Source organism: Bermanella marisrubri (assembly GCF_012295615.1).
Classification (GTDB): Bacteria; Pseudomonadota; Gammaproteobacteria; order Pseudomonadales; family Oceanobacteraceae; genus Bermanella; species Bermanella marisrubri.
Window position 1 is genome coordinate 1,248,480 of the sequence record NZ_CP051183.1, and the last position, 14,844, is coordinate 1,263,323.

The window sequence follows — 14,844 nt, forward strand, 5'->3', positions numbered from 1 at the left end:
AAGCCATGAAAGTATCTCAATTCTTTTTACGTAATCATCAATTTACTTGGTTGCTCGCTATTATTTTTGTTTTGCTCGGTGTGGTTGCTTATTTAACGATGCCAAGGGCAGAAGACCCTCAATTTGATTTTCCTGCTGTATCTGTTTTGGTGGTGAATCCAGGAACGACACCTAAAGATATGGAATCCTTGGTGGTTGATCCTATTGAAGAATCTATTAATGAATTAGAAGACATCAAGTTTATCAAAACCAATATCGAAGATGGTTTGGCGCGTATGCAGGTAGAGTTTTTATATGGCTCCGATCCTGATGAAAAATACGATGATGTCGTCACCGCCATTAATAATGTGCGTGATGAATTACCTTCCAGTATTGCAAAACTAGAAACCAAAAAGATTTCACCCAGCGAAGTAGGCATTTTGCAATATGCACTAAGCAGTCGCTCTAGCGATTATGTGGAACTGCGTCGCTATGGTGAGCGTTTAGAAAATGCCTTAGAGCGTTTAGGCGGCGTTAAACGAGTGGATCTAGATGCCATGGCGGACTTGGAAGTTCAGGTATCGGTGAATCCGGGCACCATGCACGCGTTGGGTTTGAGTTTATCTCAAGTGAAGCAAGCAGTGGAGTCCGCTTCCTATAATATTCCTGGTGGTCATGTGCATGCCGGTGATAGACGCTTTAGCGTGCTCACAAGCGGTGATTTTTCCAGTGTGGAGCAACTAGAGCGCGTATTAATTGCATCGGTAAATGGCAAAAACATTTATTTAGACAATATCGCCAGTATTCAGTTAACCGATGGGCTGCCTAGTTATCGTGGTTATTATCAAGGTGAAACTGCGGTCTTTCTTAATGTGATTCAACGCCAGGGGACGAATATCTTTAACGTGGTTGAGTCGATCAAAGGTTATGTTGCCGAATACGAAACCACGCTGCCCAATGATTTAACACTTTCATTAGTAAACGATCAAAGTACCAGTGTTGAAACCCGAGTGAATGGTTTTTTCAGTAACCTGATTCAAGGTTTGGTTTTGGTGGCAGCGGCTTGTCTTTGGGTATTAGGTCGTGGACCCAGCGTCGTGGTGGTATTGGCTATTCCCATCTCCATTTTCATTGCCATTGGCTGGTTGGATTTTACGGGCTATGCGCTTCAGCAAATGTCCATCGTGGGTTTGGTTATCGCCCTTGGTTTGCTGGTGGATAATGCCATTGTGGTGGTGGAAAATATTCTGCGCTTAAAACGTGATGGCTATAGTGCACAACAAGCCTCAGCACTGGGCAGTGATCAAGTCTCCATGGCTATTGCCAGTGGTACGCTTACAACGATCCTGTCTTTTGTGCCTATGTTATTGATGCAAAATGGTTCGGGTACCTTTATTCGATCCATGCCTGTGACCGTAGTTTTGACGTTACTGGCTTCGCTATTGGTGGCTTTGACTTTAACGCCATTGATTATGAAAAAAGTCTTAAGCAAGCAAGGTGATCTAAACAGCGTAAAAACTACCAAAGCCAGCGACTTTCTTGATGGTGTCGCCAAAGGCATGTATGCCACAAAATTGAAAACCGCATTGGCTCGTCCTAAAACAGTGATTGGTATTGCGATTGCGACCTTTGTGTTTGCTCTAATGCTCTTTCCGTTCATTGGTGTCAGTTTATTCCCGAAAGCCGAGAAGCCTATGATTCTCGTCAATATCGAATTACCTGAGGGAGCGAGTTTCTATCAAACCGAACAAGCAGCGTTTGATATTGAAGATCAATTGGCTGGCTATGCGCTGATTGAAGATGTGGTGGTGAATGTGGGGCGTGGTAATCCTCGGATTTATTATAATGTATCGCCTGACCGTCAAACGCCGAACTTTGCACAGTTATTTGTGCATTTAAGCAAGGCTGACTTATCTGAAGTCGAACCCTTTGTAGAGCAGCTAAGGAAAGACTTGAATCGCACAGCGGGCGTCCGTGTCTTTGTTAAAGAATTTCATCAAGGCCCACCATCGGAAGCGCCCATCAGTATTCGCGTCGTCGGGCACGATTGGCAAAGTGTTCGTCAAGGCGCGGCTCAAGTTGAATCCATCATGCGCAATACGCAAGGTACGGTGAACGTCGATAATCCCATTGGCAAAGAAAAGCTGGATCTAAAACTCAATATCAATCGCGACAAAGCCGCCATGTTGGGGATTTCCTTGAGTCAGCTAGACCAAGATATTCGAGCCGCGCTAGTGGGCAGTTATATGGGTATCTATAAAGATGAGCAGGGCGATGAATACGATATTGTTTTGCGCTCATCAGAAAGTGATCGACCTTTATTATCGGTGTTTGAACAATTAAAAGTCACCAGTGGCTCGGGTGCGTTGGTGCCGTTAAAACAAATCGCGAATCTGCAAATGCAAAGTGGTATGGCGCGTTTTCAGCATCATAATACTCGCCGCATGGCGCGGGTTACATCCGATGTGAAAAGTGGATTCAATACAGCCGCATTGACGCAAGAAGTGTTGCAGCAAGTGGGTGAATTAAATCTGCCATCGGGCGTATCTATCAGTGTGGGTGGTGAGCAAGAAAACCGTGAAGAAAGCTTTGGCGGTATGGCAAAAGCTTTGATCATTGCGCTATTGGGTATCTTTGCGGTGTTAGTCATTCAGTTCCGTTCATTTATGCAGCCGCTGATTGTATTTACGGCGATTCCTTTCGCAGCGACGGGGGCATTCTTTGCGTTGTTTTTAACGGGCTATACATTCTCGTTTACCGCGTTTGTTGGTTTAACATCGCTGGTGGGGATTGTCGTGAATAACGCCATTATATTGGTGGATTATGCGAACCAAGAGCAAGCCAACGGCGCCAATATTCATGATGCGATTTTAAAAAGTGCGCAAACCCGTATGACGCCGATTCTTTTAACCACGCTAACCACTATTGGTGGTCTGTTACCGTTAACTCTGAGTGGTTCGAGTATGTGGTCACCTATGGGCTGGGCGATTATTGGCGGCCTTGTGGTTTCCACCTTGCTTACTCTATTTGTCGTTCCCGTTCTTTACACCTTGTTTACGCCAAAAAATAAGCAGGTGAAAGATGAGGCAGACGCTAAGCCGATTTCTGCTTAACGTGAATGGTAAAGTGATACACCATCGCCATGGTACAAGCGAGTACGATGGCGATGCTAAAGCTCCAAAGGGCCATTACCTGAAAGGCGTAAACACCAATAATTCCACCCGCTATAAAACCTAAGATAATCAAACTAAATAATCTCAGCTTGCGCCTATCGAGATTTTTTCCTCGCAGAGCATGTCCTAGCATGATACCTAAGTCCGTCATAATGCCGGTTAGGTGTGTGGTACGCACAATCGCACCGCTAAAAGTAGTCACCATGGCGTTTTGTAAACCACAGGCCATGGATGCAAAGTAATATCCGATGACCCAATGATCCAGCAGCGCAAACATGGCTAAGGCCAATAGAATGGCTTCTAAGAGTAGCGGAATACTGTAGTTTTGGTGTTGTTCGAAATACGTGTGCTTGATGAGTAGGCCACTGATTAACGCGCCGATTAGGAAGCTCACCAAGATCAATAATAAATGTATAGAAGGATTATGGGACGCAACCGACAGGCTGAATTGTGTGGCCAATCCAGACACGTGCGTAATGGCTTGATGTTTAAAACCCATAAAGCCGATGGCATTAATCAGTCCTGCCATCAGGCTTAATAGGAAAGCGCCATGTTCAACCCAACGGGGTAGTTGCTTGATCATGGCAGCATATTATCACAGCTGAAAATTAACGTCCTGAGAACTTCATTTTTACGAGGGTATCGTCCTTTTGCACAAAGTGATGCACTAATGCACCGGCGGCGTGCAAAAAGATAATCCACATAAAGGCTTCGCCGATGGACTCATGAATTTCTTCTAAATCGTGAGCAAAGTCTTTATTGGCCGCAACCCAACCTTGCATTTCCATACCCAGAACCGTGGTATCTTTCCCTGCAAATACTAACGTTAATACACCTAAAATGGGCATGGCGATTAAGCATGCATAAAGAGCAATATGCACACCATGGGCCACAGCTGTTTGCCATTTAGGCATGCTGACCATATCAGGCACTCCTTGCACTTTACGAATCACCAAGCGAGCTATGGTGAGTAATAGAAGCAAACCACCAATTTGAAAGTGTACGAACTTAAATAGCTCACGGGTTTCCGTGCCTTTTTCATAAAACTCACGAAACTCAATGCTTAAGAATGCCGCGATGACCAATAACAATGTGCCCCAATGTATAGCTTTGAGTGTCGTTGAATAATGTTGTTTCGACATAAAACTCCCTCCTACTGAAACGTCATATTAACAAGGCTTTGTTACAGCAATGTTTGCATATGAACCATAAATGTTTGGCGAGAAACTTCGCCAATTAAATTCTGCTTTGGTTGGGCGAGGCCATCTTTATACAAAACGATGGCAGGGGGCCCATAGATGCCATGTTCATTTAAAAACTGTCGATGTGCTTCTTGATTGCTGGTGATGTCCAGTTTGACCACAGCAAGTTCTTGTAACAGTGATTGTGTCTCTGGATGCTTAAAAATCTCTTTATCCATGATCTTACAAGAGGCACACCAGTCTGCGTAAAGATCAATAACAACCCACTTACCATTGTTGCCATTAACGACCTGGTTAACTTTATTTACATCATCGGTTTTGACGATGAGGCTCTCAACTTTGGTCGAAGCTGTATCAGCGTGTAGATGCATTTTTAATGGCTGAAATACATCGCTATTGCCCATAGCCGAACCAACCACCATAGTTGAACCATATATTAGAAGCCCTAGGAAAATTCCTTGGCGAGTGCGGGAACCATTGTCGGTACTTTTAGATAGTGCGCCGAAGTACACCGCGGTAGCGATCAATAGAATACCCCATAGTAAAAGTACGAATTGCGCACTGATCACTCGTCCTAACAGCCAAATGGCAATCGCTAAAAGAGCAATGCCAAATAGGCTTTTCACAGTATTCATCCATACACCAGATTTCGGCATAAATCGACCGCCACCGGTTCCGATCACTAAAAGCGGTACGCCCATGCCTAAACCCAAAGCAAGTAGTGCGAGCCCGCCAAGCAGGGCATCACCCGTGGTTGAGATATAAACCAAAGTGCCAGCTAAAGGCGCACTCACGCATGGACTCACCACCAATGCTGATAACATCCCCATAATGCCAACACCGACTAAGCTGCCACCTTGTTGGGCGTTCTGAACATTGGTCAAGCGGTCCTGAATAAAGCGAGGCAAGACGATCTCGTATAAACCAAACATACTCAAAGACAGAGCAACAAATACTGCGGCGAAACTTGTAATGACCCATGGGTTTTGCAGATACATTTGCACATTGGCTTCAGCACCAAAATAACCCATGGCAGTACCGGCTATGGCATAAGTCGAGGCCATAGCAATGACATACGTGAGCGACATGAAAAAGGCTCGACGGGTGGTAATGGATTCACCCTGACCTACGATGATACTGGAAAGGATAGGGATCATCGGAAAGACACAAGGCGTAAATGCCAAGCCAATTCCTAGCGCAAAAAATACAAGAATTTGCCAAAGCAAACTATTGCCCGAAAGAATTTGAGAAATTTGATCCATTTCAGAACCTGCGTCTGAGGCACTGATCGTTGCGCTATTTTTTGCCAAGCTATCGCTTGAATGAAAGTTAGAAACTGGCATGTTCACTTTGACTGGCGGATAGCACAAACCTGCTTCGGCGCAGCCTTGAAATCTGAGTTTAAGCGGTTCAGCCCCTGTTAGACTAGCGTTAGCATTTAACTGGTGATGGAACACCTCTGTTTTTCCAAAGTAATCGTCCACTTTCGTTTTAGGTGTCTGCTGAAAACGGATATTGAGAGGCGTCTCGCCTTGTTTAAGTTGGATGCGCTCAAGATATAAATAATAACCATCCTCAATATCCCATTGGATACTAATGGTATTGTTCTCAATGGAATACTCATAAGCAAAGGCTTGCTCTACCGGTAAAAACTCACTTTCGGTCCCATGACTATTAATAGCTAGGCCCGAAATAAGAATCATAATTAATAGCAGAAACCGCTTCATGTCCTGTCCTCACTTTTTCAGTTTTTTCAGGATAAATCAGCGAATGTTAAGGAAACCTTAAGATTGCATAGCCATACTGAAATCAGAGCATCCAGTAGAGGAAAACAAAATGCTTCTTCGGCAAAAAATTTTTAGCGTAGCCTTGCTGCTTACGCTTTCATTATCCAGCCAGGCAGAAGAGTGGCTTTCGAAATTCGATCTGCAGCAATATCAGGGGCAAGTCGTGTATCTGGATTTTTGGGCGTCTTGGTGTGGCCCTTGTCGTAAGTCATTTCCTTGGTTAAATGAAATGGAAGATCGTTACAAAAAAGATGGCCTAATCATCGTTGGTGTTAACTTGGATAGTGATATAGAAGCCGCAAAGCGTTTCTTAAAAAATGTACCCGCTGACTTTCGCGTATTTTCTGACCCTGATGGAGAGTTGGCTGATCAATACAAATTGATTGGTATGCCTAGCTCGTTTGTCATTGATCGTAATGGAGAAGTACGCCATCGCCATGTTGGTTTTAAGAAATCGGATATTGATAGCTATGAAACCAGTATTCAAGAATTGCTGAAAGAAGCCTCTTAGGAGTGGACGGTATGAATAAACGCAGCTCAAAAGTTATATTAGTTCTTTCCTTATTCACTCTATTGTCGGCCTGTTCGTCAATGGGTGTTAAACCATGGGAAAGGGATGTACTTGCCCGCGAAGATATGGCACTGGATTCAGCGCCCATGGATGCGGCCTTTGATGATCATATTTACTTTAGTAAAGAGGCCAGTTCTGGTGGCCAGACATTTGGCGGCGGCGGTTGCGGTTGCAACTAATGGGTGAATGATAGGATCGAAATTATGTCAAAGAAATTTAAGAATATTCAGACCGCTCTTAAAACCGCCACAGGTTGTTTATTAGGGGCAACGAGTTTAGCGCAGGCTTCACCTGGTATTGCTGGTTGGGATACAGATGTGGCAATTCTAATTTACAATGAGCAAGACCGAGTCAGTGCCATTGAACCTGCCATCAGCATTAAGAAAGAATTTGATGATGAAAGTGCCGTGGGTTTTAAACTGGTTTTAGACAGTCTAACGGGCGCCAGTCATAACGGCGCTGCTCAGTCAGATGAGATACAAACCTTTTCTCGCCCTAGTGGCAATGGTAGCTATACCACAGGTGTGGGTGAAGTACCTTTAGACGATACGTTTAGAGATACTCGCATCAACTTTAGTGCTAATTATTTGCAGCCTATTAATCGCTTGAATCGCCTAATGTGGACGGCCAATGTCTCCAATGAATATGATTTTTTCTCCTTGGGTGGCAGTGGTACGTGGCTGACGGATTTGAACCAGCGCAATACCACATTGAGCTTGGGCTTGTCGTTTGAGTCTAACCAAATTAAGCCTGTTGGCGGTACACCGGTAGCATTAACCGATATGCGCAGTAATAGCATGACACAGCTACGAGACGGTGATTCAGAAACCCGCACCATGGCAGAAGTCTTATTTGGTGTGACCCAGGTGATTGATCGTTATACCTTGGCGCAAGTGAATTTAGGCTTCTCACAGAGTGACGGGTATCACAATGATCCATATAAAATTGTATCGGTATTGGATAGTAATGGTGACTTGATTGCTACAAATGGTTTGAATGGCCGTTACATCTATGAGAATCGTCCGGATGCTCGCAGCAAGCAAACCTTATTTGCTCGTGTTAAGCGTGATATCAGTGGAGATGTACTGGATGTGTCGTATCGCATCTTGAATGATGATTGGGGTATTACTAGTCATACCTTTGATGTGCGCTATCGTTTCAATATGACTTCAGCCAATTATTGGGAACCGCATGTTCGTTATTATCAGCAGGGCGAGGCCGACTTCTATCGCTATAGTTTGTCTGAAAACGAAGCCTTGCCAGCTGAAGTCAGTGCGGATTATCGCCTAGCGGATATGACAGCCACCACCGTTGGCTTGAAGTATGGCTTTACTACACCTGGTGGTAATCAAAATAGTATTCGCGCAGAACTGTATCAGCAAAGCGGTGACAATGATGCGTCCTCAGTGGATGCCTTTATCTTGCAATACAACTATAAGTTTTGATGTGATTTCATCCTTGTAGTAAATTGAAAAGCCATGGCGTCACTTGGTTCGAGCCATGGCTTTTGATTAAAGGGCACCTCTAATAAGTCACTTTAAGCTCTGGCCTTGATCGTGTTTCAAGATCAAGGCGTGGTATTGAAGGTCTAACGGGTTAAATCAAAATACCACAACACAGAGATTGGAACACGAGTAAGGCCCCAAAGGGCAAGGCCTGTAGCACTTTCCTCCGGTGTCAGGCTTCTGGGAAAGGACTCGTCATTACGCGGCGAAGCCTTCCTTGAATGAAAGCACTACAGGCGTCTTGCAGAGTCAAATTGACTTATTAGAGGTGCCCTTAAGGAAAATCTTTATATGGCTGTATCGGATAAAGCAATCAATATCGAGCAAACGTCCACTGGTTTTATTGGTCGCTTTCAAGCCATGGCCAGTCCCTGTGAAGTACATGTAGAAACTCTCGATCGCATTCTGGCCCAATCCGTTATCGATAAGGTTGCTGAAGAAGCTTGGCGTATTGAACACAAATTTAGTCGTTATCGCGATGATAATCTGCTTTATCAAATTAATCAGCATCAAACCGTAAAGCTAGATGATGAATTCAAACGTCTAATACAATTTGCGCAGCAATGCAATGAACTCAGTGACGGCTTATTTGATATTACCTCTGGAGTTTTACGCCGTGTTTGGTCATTTGATGGCGGTGATCGAGTCCCCAGTGATGATGAAATCCAAAAGCTATTGCCATTTATCGGATTCAAAAAGCTAAAGTTTGACGGAGACTTCCTAACTGTTCCTGATGGGATGGAAATCGATCTGGGTGGTATCGGGAAGGAATATGCAGTGGATCGTTGCTTACAGTTAGCCCGCGAACAAGTCAACGCGCCAATACTAGTTAACTTTGGTGGTGATTTGGCATGTAATGGTCCACGTATAGTTGAAGAGTCGTCGTTAAAAAAAGGCAAGCCTGTTCCTTGGCAGGTCGGAATAGAAAAAGTCGGAGGCGGTGCTTCTGCCGTGATTCGTCTTTCTCGTGGGGCACTCGCAACCAGCGGTGATGCTCGCCGTTATTTGTTGAAAGATGGCATTCGCTACAGCCATATCCTAAATCCTAAAACGGGTCAAAGTTTTACGTCAGCGCCCAAAAGCATCACGGTTGCAGCCAATACTTGTGTAGAAGCCGGGTTATTTTCAACGTTAGCAATGTTGCAAGGTGCCGATGCGACGCATTTTCTTAAAGAGCAAGAGATTGATTATTGGGTTCAGGAGTAGAAAAAATTCATGCGAATTCTATTGCTAGAAGATGATCAAGCGTTAGCTGATGGTTTAAAGCAGTCTCTCAAAAATCATAATTATGCTTGTGATCAATTTGATACGATAAAAGCCGGTATGAGTGCCTTCGAACAAGAAAGCTATGACCTAGTTTTATTAGACTTGGGTTTAAGCGATGGTGACGGTCTAAATTTTCTTCAGCATGTTCGCAAAAAATCTGCAACGCCCGTGATGATCCTCACGGCTCGAGATCAAATCGAAGATAAAATCAAAGGTTTGGATCTAGGGGCCGATGATTACATGCCCAAGCCATTCGATGTAAACGAATTGTTAGCAAGGATGCGGGCTCTCTTACGACGTAGTGTGGGAGAGAGTAGTAATAACATTACAGTTCAGGGACTCAACATTAACCTACAGGCACGCACTTTAAGTTTCGAAAATAGAGATATCAGTCTTTCCCGTCGAGAATTTAATCTCCTTGAGGCGCTTGCGACACACCAAGATAAAGTGATGACTCGTAGCCAGCTTGAACACAGTCTTTATAGCTGGGATGACGAGATTGAAAGTAACGCTTTAGAGGTGCATATTCACAATTTACGTAAGAAGCTACCTGTCGCGATAATCAAAACCGTCCGTGGTGTGGGTTATATGATTAAAAAGAGCGAGGAGCAATGAATGCCATTTCGCTCCATTAGTCGATTTCTTGTTATTGCCATTCTTAGTGTGTTGGTTATTTATCATGGCGTTGTGTATTGGTCGAGTCGTGATCAGGCTATTCACGAAATCGAAGAATTATTTGATGCACAATTAGCCCATAGCTCAAATATATTGTTTAACCTGTTAGGGGAAAGTGTTTCTACTATTGATCAAAACAATAGTCACCTACCTATTGTTTATCATGGCCTAGAAGAAGCATTGAGTAGTCAAGTAGATCCAGACGATGTCAAGGCGCTGTTTTATCAGCGTAAGATTGCTTATCAAATATTCAATTTAGAGGGTAAGTTGTTAATAAAGTCAAATTCTGCACCACTCGAACCAATGGCACCTCAAGATGCTGGGTTCAGTCGAACAGACTTGGACGGTGAAAGCTGGCGGGTTTTCAGTCTATATGATAGCGATTGGGATTTTTGGTTGCATGTTGGCGAAAGTGAAATTATTCGTGATGAGCTTTCCTATAATATAGCGAGGCAAACGTTACTTCCGGGTGTGATCAGTTTGCCTATTTTACTCTTATTAATAATTTTGATTGTTATTGTGGGTTTAAATCCACTCAAATTATTGGCGCAGCATATAGGCAAGCGTGACCCTAAAAACCTTTCGCCAATACAGCTTCTGCATATACCGTCGGAGATACAACCTGTTCTAACGGCAGTTAATCAGGTTTTCTCACGGTTGCAAGACGCTATAGACCGTGAACAACGCCTAACAGCAGATGCAGCCCATGAGTTACGTACGCCTTTATCTGTAATTATGATTCATGCTCAGAACGCACTAGAAGCCAATGACGAGGACCAACGTTCTCATGCATTACGAAATTTGGAGTCGGGTATAAAACGTATATCTCGGTTATTGGAGCAGCTATTAACGCTTTCTAAAATTAACCCAGAGTCTATCCCCATCGGACCTGTTAATTTAGTCAGTATTGCAGAAAATGTTTTATCTGAAATGTTGCCGAAAATTGAAAATAAAGCTCAAGATATCGAGCTCGTTAGTGAGTATCGTAGACTCTCTATTCAAGGAAGTGAGTTTTTATTGGAGATTCTTATGCGTAACTTGGTCGATAATGCAATTAACTACACGCAAACAAACGGGAAGATAAACGTAACCCTAAGTACCGAAAAAGACTTGGTTGAAATTAGTATTTCTGATAACGGACCCGGAGTTCCGGAAGAGGATATGAGTAAGTTGAAAGAGCGCTTCTATCGACAAAACCATAAAGAAGGGTTTGGTGCCGGCCTAGGTCTGTCACTTGTACAATCCATTGTAGAGTTCCATCATGGATCTCTGAGTTTTAAAAGAAATAAACCAAGTGGGCTTTGTGTATTCGTGAGTCTGCCCCTAGAGTCCAATAAGATATAGATAAGTACCATGTCTGATATATCCAATTTTTATATGCACTAAAAAAGTTACTCTCACAGTAGCCAATTCCCTAAAAAAATGTAGATTAGAACTAGACTCATAGTATCCCCAAAAGGGAAATCATAGTCGTGGCGAAGCCTCAAAAAGGAGTACGCTATGTTCGATCTCATGTCCCAAGACAAGGTGCAAGAGCTGCACTTTAGTAGTAATGGTCCGTTAAAGGCCATCATCGCCCTACATAATTTACGTCAAGGCCCAGCACTGGGTGGCTGTCGTTTCATTCGATATCAAAATGAAACACAAGCCATTGATGATGCAATCCGTTTGGCAAAAGGTATGAGTTATAAAGCAGCGTTGGCTGGTGTACCGCAAGGTGGTGGTAAGTCTGTCATCATGATGCCTGAAGGAGATTTTGATAGAGCCGAGTTATTCTCTCTTTTTGGAAAATTTATTAATAGTTTAAACGGTAGTTACATAACCGCCATGGACTCTGGTACCAGTGTCAGTGATATGGATATCATTCGTCGTCAAACACCGTTCGTTGCTAGTTCCAGTAATATTGGTGACCCAAGTCCGACTACTGCTAAAGGTATTGTTTTGGGTCTGGCAGAAGCAGTAGAACAAGCGTTTAATCAATCTGTTCAAGGTTTAACCGTTGCTATTCAAGGCCTTGGCCATGTCGGTATGGTGTTAGCAGAATCTCTACATCAGCAAGGTGCGAAAATCATTGTTTGTGATGTGGATGAGCAAAAAGTCGATTACGCAGTTAAGCACTTTGATGCGAAAGCGGTATCGGTAAATGAAATTTATTCCCAGCAATGCGATGTGTTTAGCCCTTGTGGTTTGGGCTTGTCTATTAATGATAATACGATCAAGCAATTAAAATGTAAGGTCATAGCGGGCTGTGCTAACAATCAATTGGCTCATGATGGCCTCGGTCAGCAATTGCATGACCTAGGGATTCTCTATACCCCAGATTATGTGATTAACAGCGGTGGACTAATTTATGCGTCTTCAAATTTTCGTGGATTATCACTGGATAAAATTGATCATCAAGTTTTAAAATTAAAAGACACACTGAACAAAATATTCATCTTGTCTAAACAAAAAAATATCCCGACACAGGTGATTGCTGATGAGATGGCGGAACATGTTTTGTATGGCAATGACACCACTATGCAGGAGGCCATATGAAACTATCGCAATCGAGAGTTACCGAGCAGGGGCATGTACCACTTGCTCGTTTTGTAATTGATTGGATTCAATTCTTAAATGAACACGGAGAATGGACTCAGCCTCGCCCAGATTTTGCCACGGACGAATGGCTCCGTGATATGTACAAACACATGGTGATGACTCGTGTGTTTGATCAAAAAGCCATAGCACTTCAGCGTACAGGTCAAATGGGAACTTATCCCTCAAGTTTGGGCCAAGAAGCCTTTGCAACAGCAATTGGCATTGCCTTACAAAATGAAGATGTTTTTGTTCCTTATTATCGTGATCATGGCACGCTACTTATGCGTGGCTATGATATGAGCGATATTCTTGCGTATTGGGGAGGAGATGAGCGAGGAAGTACAACTGGTCCTAAGCAAGATTTGCCACTTTGTGTGCCTATCGCTACTCAAATAACCCATGCAGCTGGCGCAGCAGCAGCGCTGAAAATTAAAGCACAAGATAATCTAGTGATTACCACAATTGGAGATGGCGGTACCAGCAAAGGAGATTTCTTTGAGAGCTTAAATGTTGCTGGTGCTTGGCAATTGCCGTTGATCGTAGTGGTGAACAACAATCAATACGCCATCTCTGTTCCACGAGAAATTCAATGTGGTGCTAAGACCTTAGCGCAAAAAGCGATTGGTGCAGGGATTCATGGTGTACAAGTTGATGGCAATGACCCTATGGCGTTGTATCAAGCCTTGTTAGAAGCTCGTCAGCGCATTCAACAGCACAAAGGGGCAACACTCATCGAAGCCGTGACTTATCGCTTGGGTGACCATACTACGGCTGATGATGCGACGCGTTATCGTAGCAATGATGAAGTGAAAGAAGCGTGGCTAAAAGACCCGGTTAAACGTTTGCAGAGTTTGCTTGCAAGTTTAAATCTATGGGATGAACAGCGGGAACAGGATTGGCAAAAGCAATGTGCCAAATCTGTCGATGCTGCAGTGAAACGGTATCTCGCACGAGAACCTCAACAACCTGCGGCTATGTTCGATTATTTATACGAGCAATGGCCAGAGGTTATGAACGAACAACTGGATTTGCTTATCGATAAAATCGATCGCATGTCTTCATCGCATTAGAGATGCCCTTAAGGAGGTCTCGTTATGGCCGAAGCAATTCAAGATACTCATGAATTAGTGGACACCGTTTTACTAGAGGCGGTGAACTTGGCAATCCATTGGGAAATGCAGCACGATGAGAATGTTGTTGTGCTGGGTGAAGACGTTGGCAGCAACGGTGGCGTATTCCGTGCGACAGATGGACTGAAACAAAAATTTGGTTTTAAACGCGTCATGGATACGCCATTGGCGGAAGCATTGATTGGTGGTCTCGCGGTGGGTATGTCGACGCAGGGTTTGCGTCCTATTGCTGAAATCCAATTCAGTGGTTTTATTTTCCCCGCTTTAGAGCATTTGATGTGTCACGCTGCACGTATGCGTAATCGGACTCGTGGCCGTTTATCTTGTCCAATGGTATTGCGCGCACCTTATGGTGGTGGCATTCATGCACCTGAACACCATAGCGAAAGCATTGAAGCGTTAATGGCGCACATTCCTGGTTTACGTGTGGTGATTCCTTCCAGCCCAGCACGAGCTTATGGTTTATTGTTAGCCGCCATTCGTGATCCTGATCCGGTTATCTTTTTAGAACCTAAACGGGTTTATCGTTCCAGTAAACAGAGCTATGAAAATAACGGTGAAGCCTTGCCGTTAGATAGTTGTTTTACGTTGCGACAGGGTAAAGATATTACTCTTGTGAGTTGGGGCGCGAGTATCGCAGAAACATTGCAAGCAGCGGATGCATTAGCGGAGCATGGTATTGATGCGGAAGTTATTGATGTGGCTTCTATAAAACCGTTAGATATGCAAACCATTCTAATCAGTGTGGCTCGCACAGGCCGCTGTGTGATTGTGCATGAAGCAGCAAAATCGTTCGCTGTAGGCGCGGAAATCGCAGCCCAAGTGAGTGAAAAATGCTTCTTGAATTTGCAAGCGCCAGTACAGCGTGTTGCCGGTTTTGATACTCACATGCCGTATTTTCAGAACGAACATTATTATATGCCTAATGTTCAGGACATCCTTGCCGCGGTCGATAAAAGCATGAAGGAAGAATAAC

Annotated in this window: 13 protein-coding genes; 10 read left to right on the forward strand and 3 right to left on the reverse strand. The window is 43.8% G+C overall.

Annotated features, from left to right (window positions below):
- Nucleotides 1-5: 5 nt before the first annotated feature.
- A complete protein-coding gene (locus tag HF888_RS05730) occupies nt 6-3,092 on the forward strand; it encodes an efflux RND transporter permease subunit (RefSeq protein WP_007019304.1) in 3,087 nt (1,028 codons plus the stop codon).
- Here HF888_RS05730 and HF888_RS05735 read toward each other — a convergent pair.
- From HF888_RS05735 to dsbD, 3 genes are read right to left on the reverse strand one after another with little or no spacing between them, the layout of a single operon-like run.
- Entirely contained in the window at nt 3,073-3,735 is a 663-nt protein-coding gene (locus HF888_RS05735; RefSeq protein WP_007019303.1) for a YoaK family protein, read from the reverse strand. The genes HF888_RS05730 and HF888_RS05735 overlap by 20 nt on opposite strands.
- 25 nt (nt 3,736-3,760) lie before the next feature.
- Nucleotides 3,761-4,294 (reverse strand): cytochrome b, encoded by a 534-nt coding sequence (locus tag HF888_RS05740; RefSeq protein WP_007019302.1) that lies wholly within the window; start codon nt 4,292-4,294, stop codon nt 3,761-3,763.
- 41 nt (nt 4,295-4,335) lie between these two features.
- The gene (gene dsbD, locus HF888_RS05745; protein WP_007019301.1) at nt 4,336-6,081 is read right to left on the reverse strand and encodes a protein-disulfide reductase DsbD; all 1,746 of its coding nucleotides are present in this window, start codon (nt 6,079-6,081) and stop codon (nt 4,336-4,338) included.
- 109 nt (nt 6,082-6,190) lie between these two features.
- On the opposite strand from dsbD, the gene HF888_RS05750 reads away from it, so the two are divergent.
- The 9 genes from HF888_RS05750 (at nt 6,191) to HF888_RS05790 (ending at nt 14,843) form a co-directional block, all read left to right on the forward strand.
- The gene (locus HF888_RS05750; RefSeq protein ID WP_007019300.1) at nt 6,191-6,652 is read left to right on the forward strand and encodes a TlpA disulfide reductase family protein; all 462 of its coding nucleotides are present in this window, start codon (nt 6,191-6,193) and stop codon (nt 6,650-6,652) included.
- Between the two features lie 11 nt (nt 6,653-6,663).
- Nucleotides 6,664-6,891, forward strand: coding sequence for a DUF4266 domain-containing protein (locus HF888_RS05755; RefSeq protein ID WP_007019299.1), 228 nt, complete (start codon nt 6,664-6,666; stop codon nt 6,889-6,891).
- Nucleotides 6,892-6,915: 24 nt separating this feature from the next.
- On the forward strand, nt 6,916-8,157 hold the full coding sequence (locus HF888_RS05760) for a DUF3570 domain-containing protein (protein WP_007019298.1): 1,242 nt from the start codon (nt 6,916-6,918) through the stop codon (nt 8,155-8,157).
- Nucleotides 8,158-8,508: 351 nt separating this feature from the next.
- Complete coding sequence (locus HF888_RS05765) at nt 8,509-9,423, forward strand: FAD:protein FMN transferase (protein ID WP_007019297.1); 915 nt, start codon at nt 8,509-8,511, stop codon at nt 9,421-9,423.
- A 9-nt stretch (nt 9,424-9,432) separates the two neighbouring features.
- A complete protein-coding gene (locus tag HF888_RS05770) occupies nt 9,433-10,098 on the forward strand; it encodes a response regulator (protein ID WP_007019296.1) in 666 nt (221 codons plus the stop codon).
- Nucleotides 10,099-11,502 (forward strand): ATP-binding protein, encoded by a 1,404-nt coding sequence (locus HF888_RS05775; protein WP_007019295.1) that lies wholly within the window; start codon nt 10,099-10,101, stop codon nt 11,500-11,502.
- Nucleotides 11,503-11,658: 156 nt separating this feature from the next.
- On the forward strand, nt 11,659-12,696 hold the full coding sequence (locus tag HF888_RS05780; protein WP_007019294.1) for a Leu/Phe/Val dehydrogenase: 1,038 nt from the start codon (nt 11,659-11,661) through the stop codon (nt 12,694-12,696).
- The gene (gene pdhA, locus HF888_RS05785) at nt 12,693-13,808 is read left to right on the forward strand and encodes a pyruvate dehydrogenase (acetyl-transferring) E1 component subunit alpha (RefSeq protein ID WP_007019293.1); all 1,116 of its coding nucleotides are present in this window, start codon (nt 12,693-12,695) and stop codon (nt 13,806-13,808) included. The genes HF888_RS05780 and pdhA overlap by 4 nt, the downstream gene beginning before the upstream one ends.
- A 24-nt stretch (nt 13,809-13,832) precedes the next feature.
- Entirely contained in the window at nt 13,833-14,843 is a 1,011-nt protein-coding gene (locus tag HF888_RS05790) for an alpha-ketoacid dehydrogenase subunit beta (protein ID WP_007019292.1), read from the forward strand.
- The last annotated feature ends 1 nt before the right edge of the window (nt 14,844 follow it).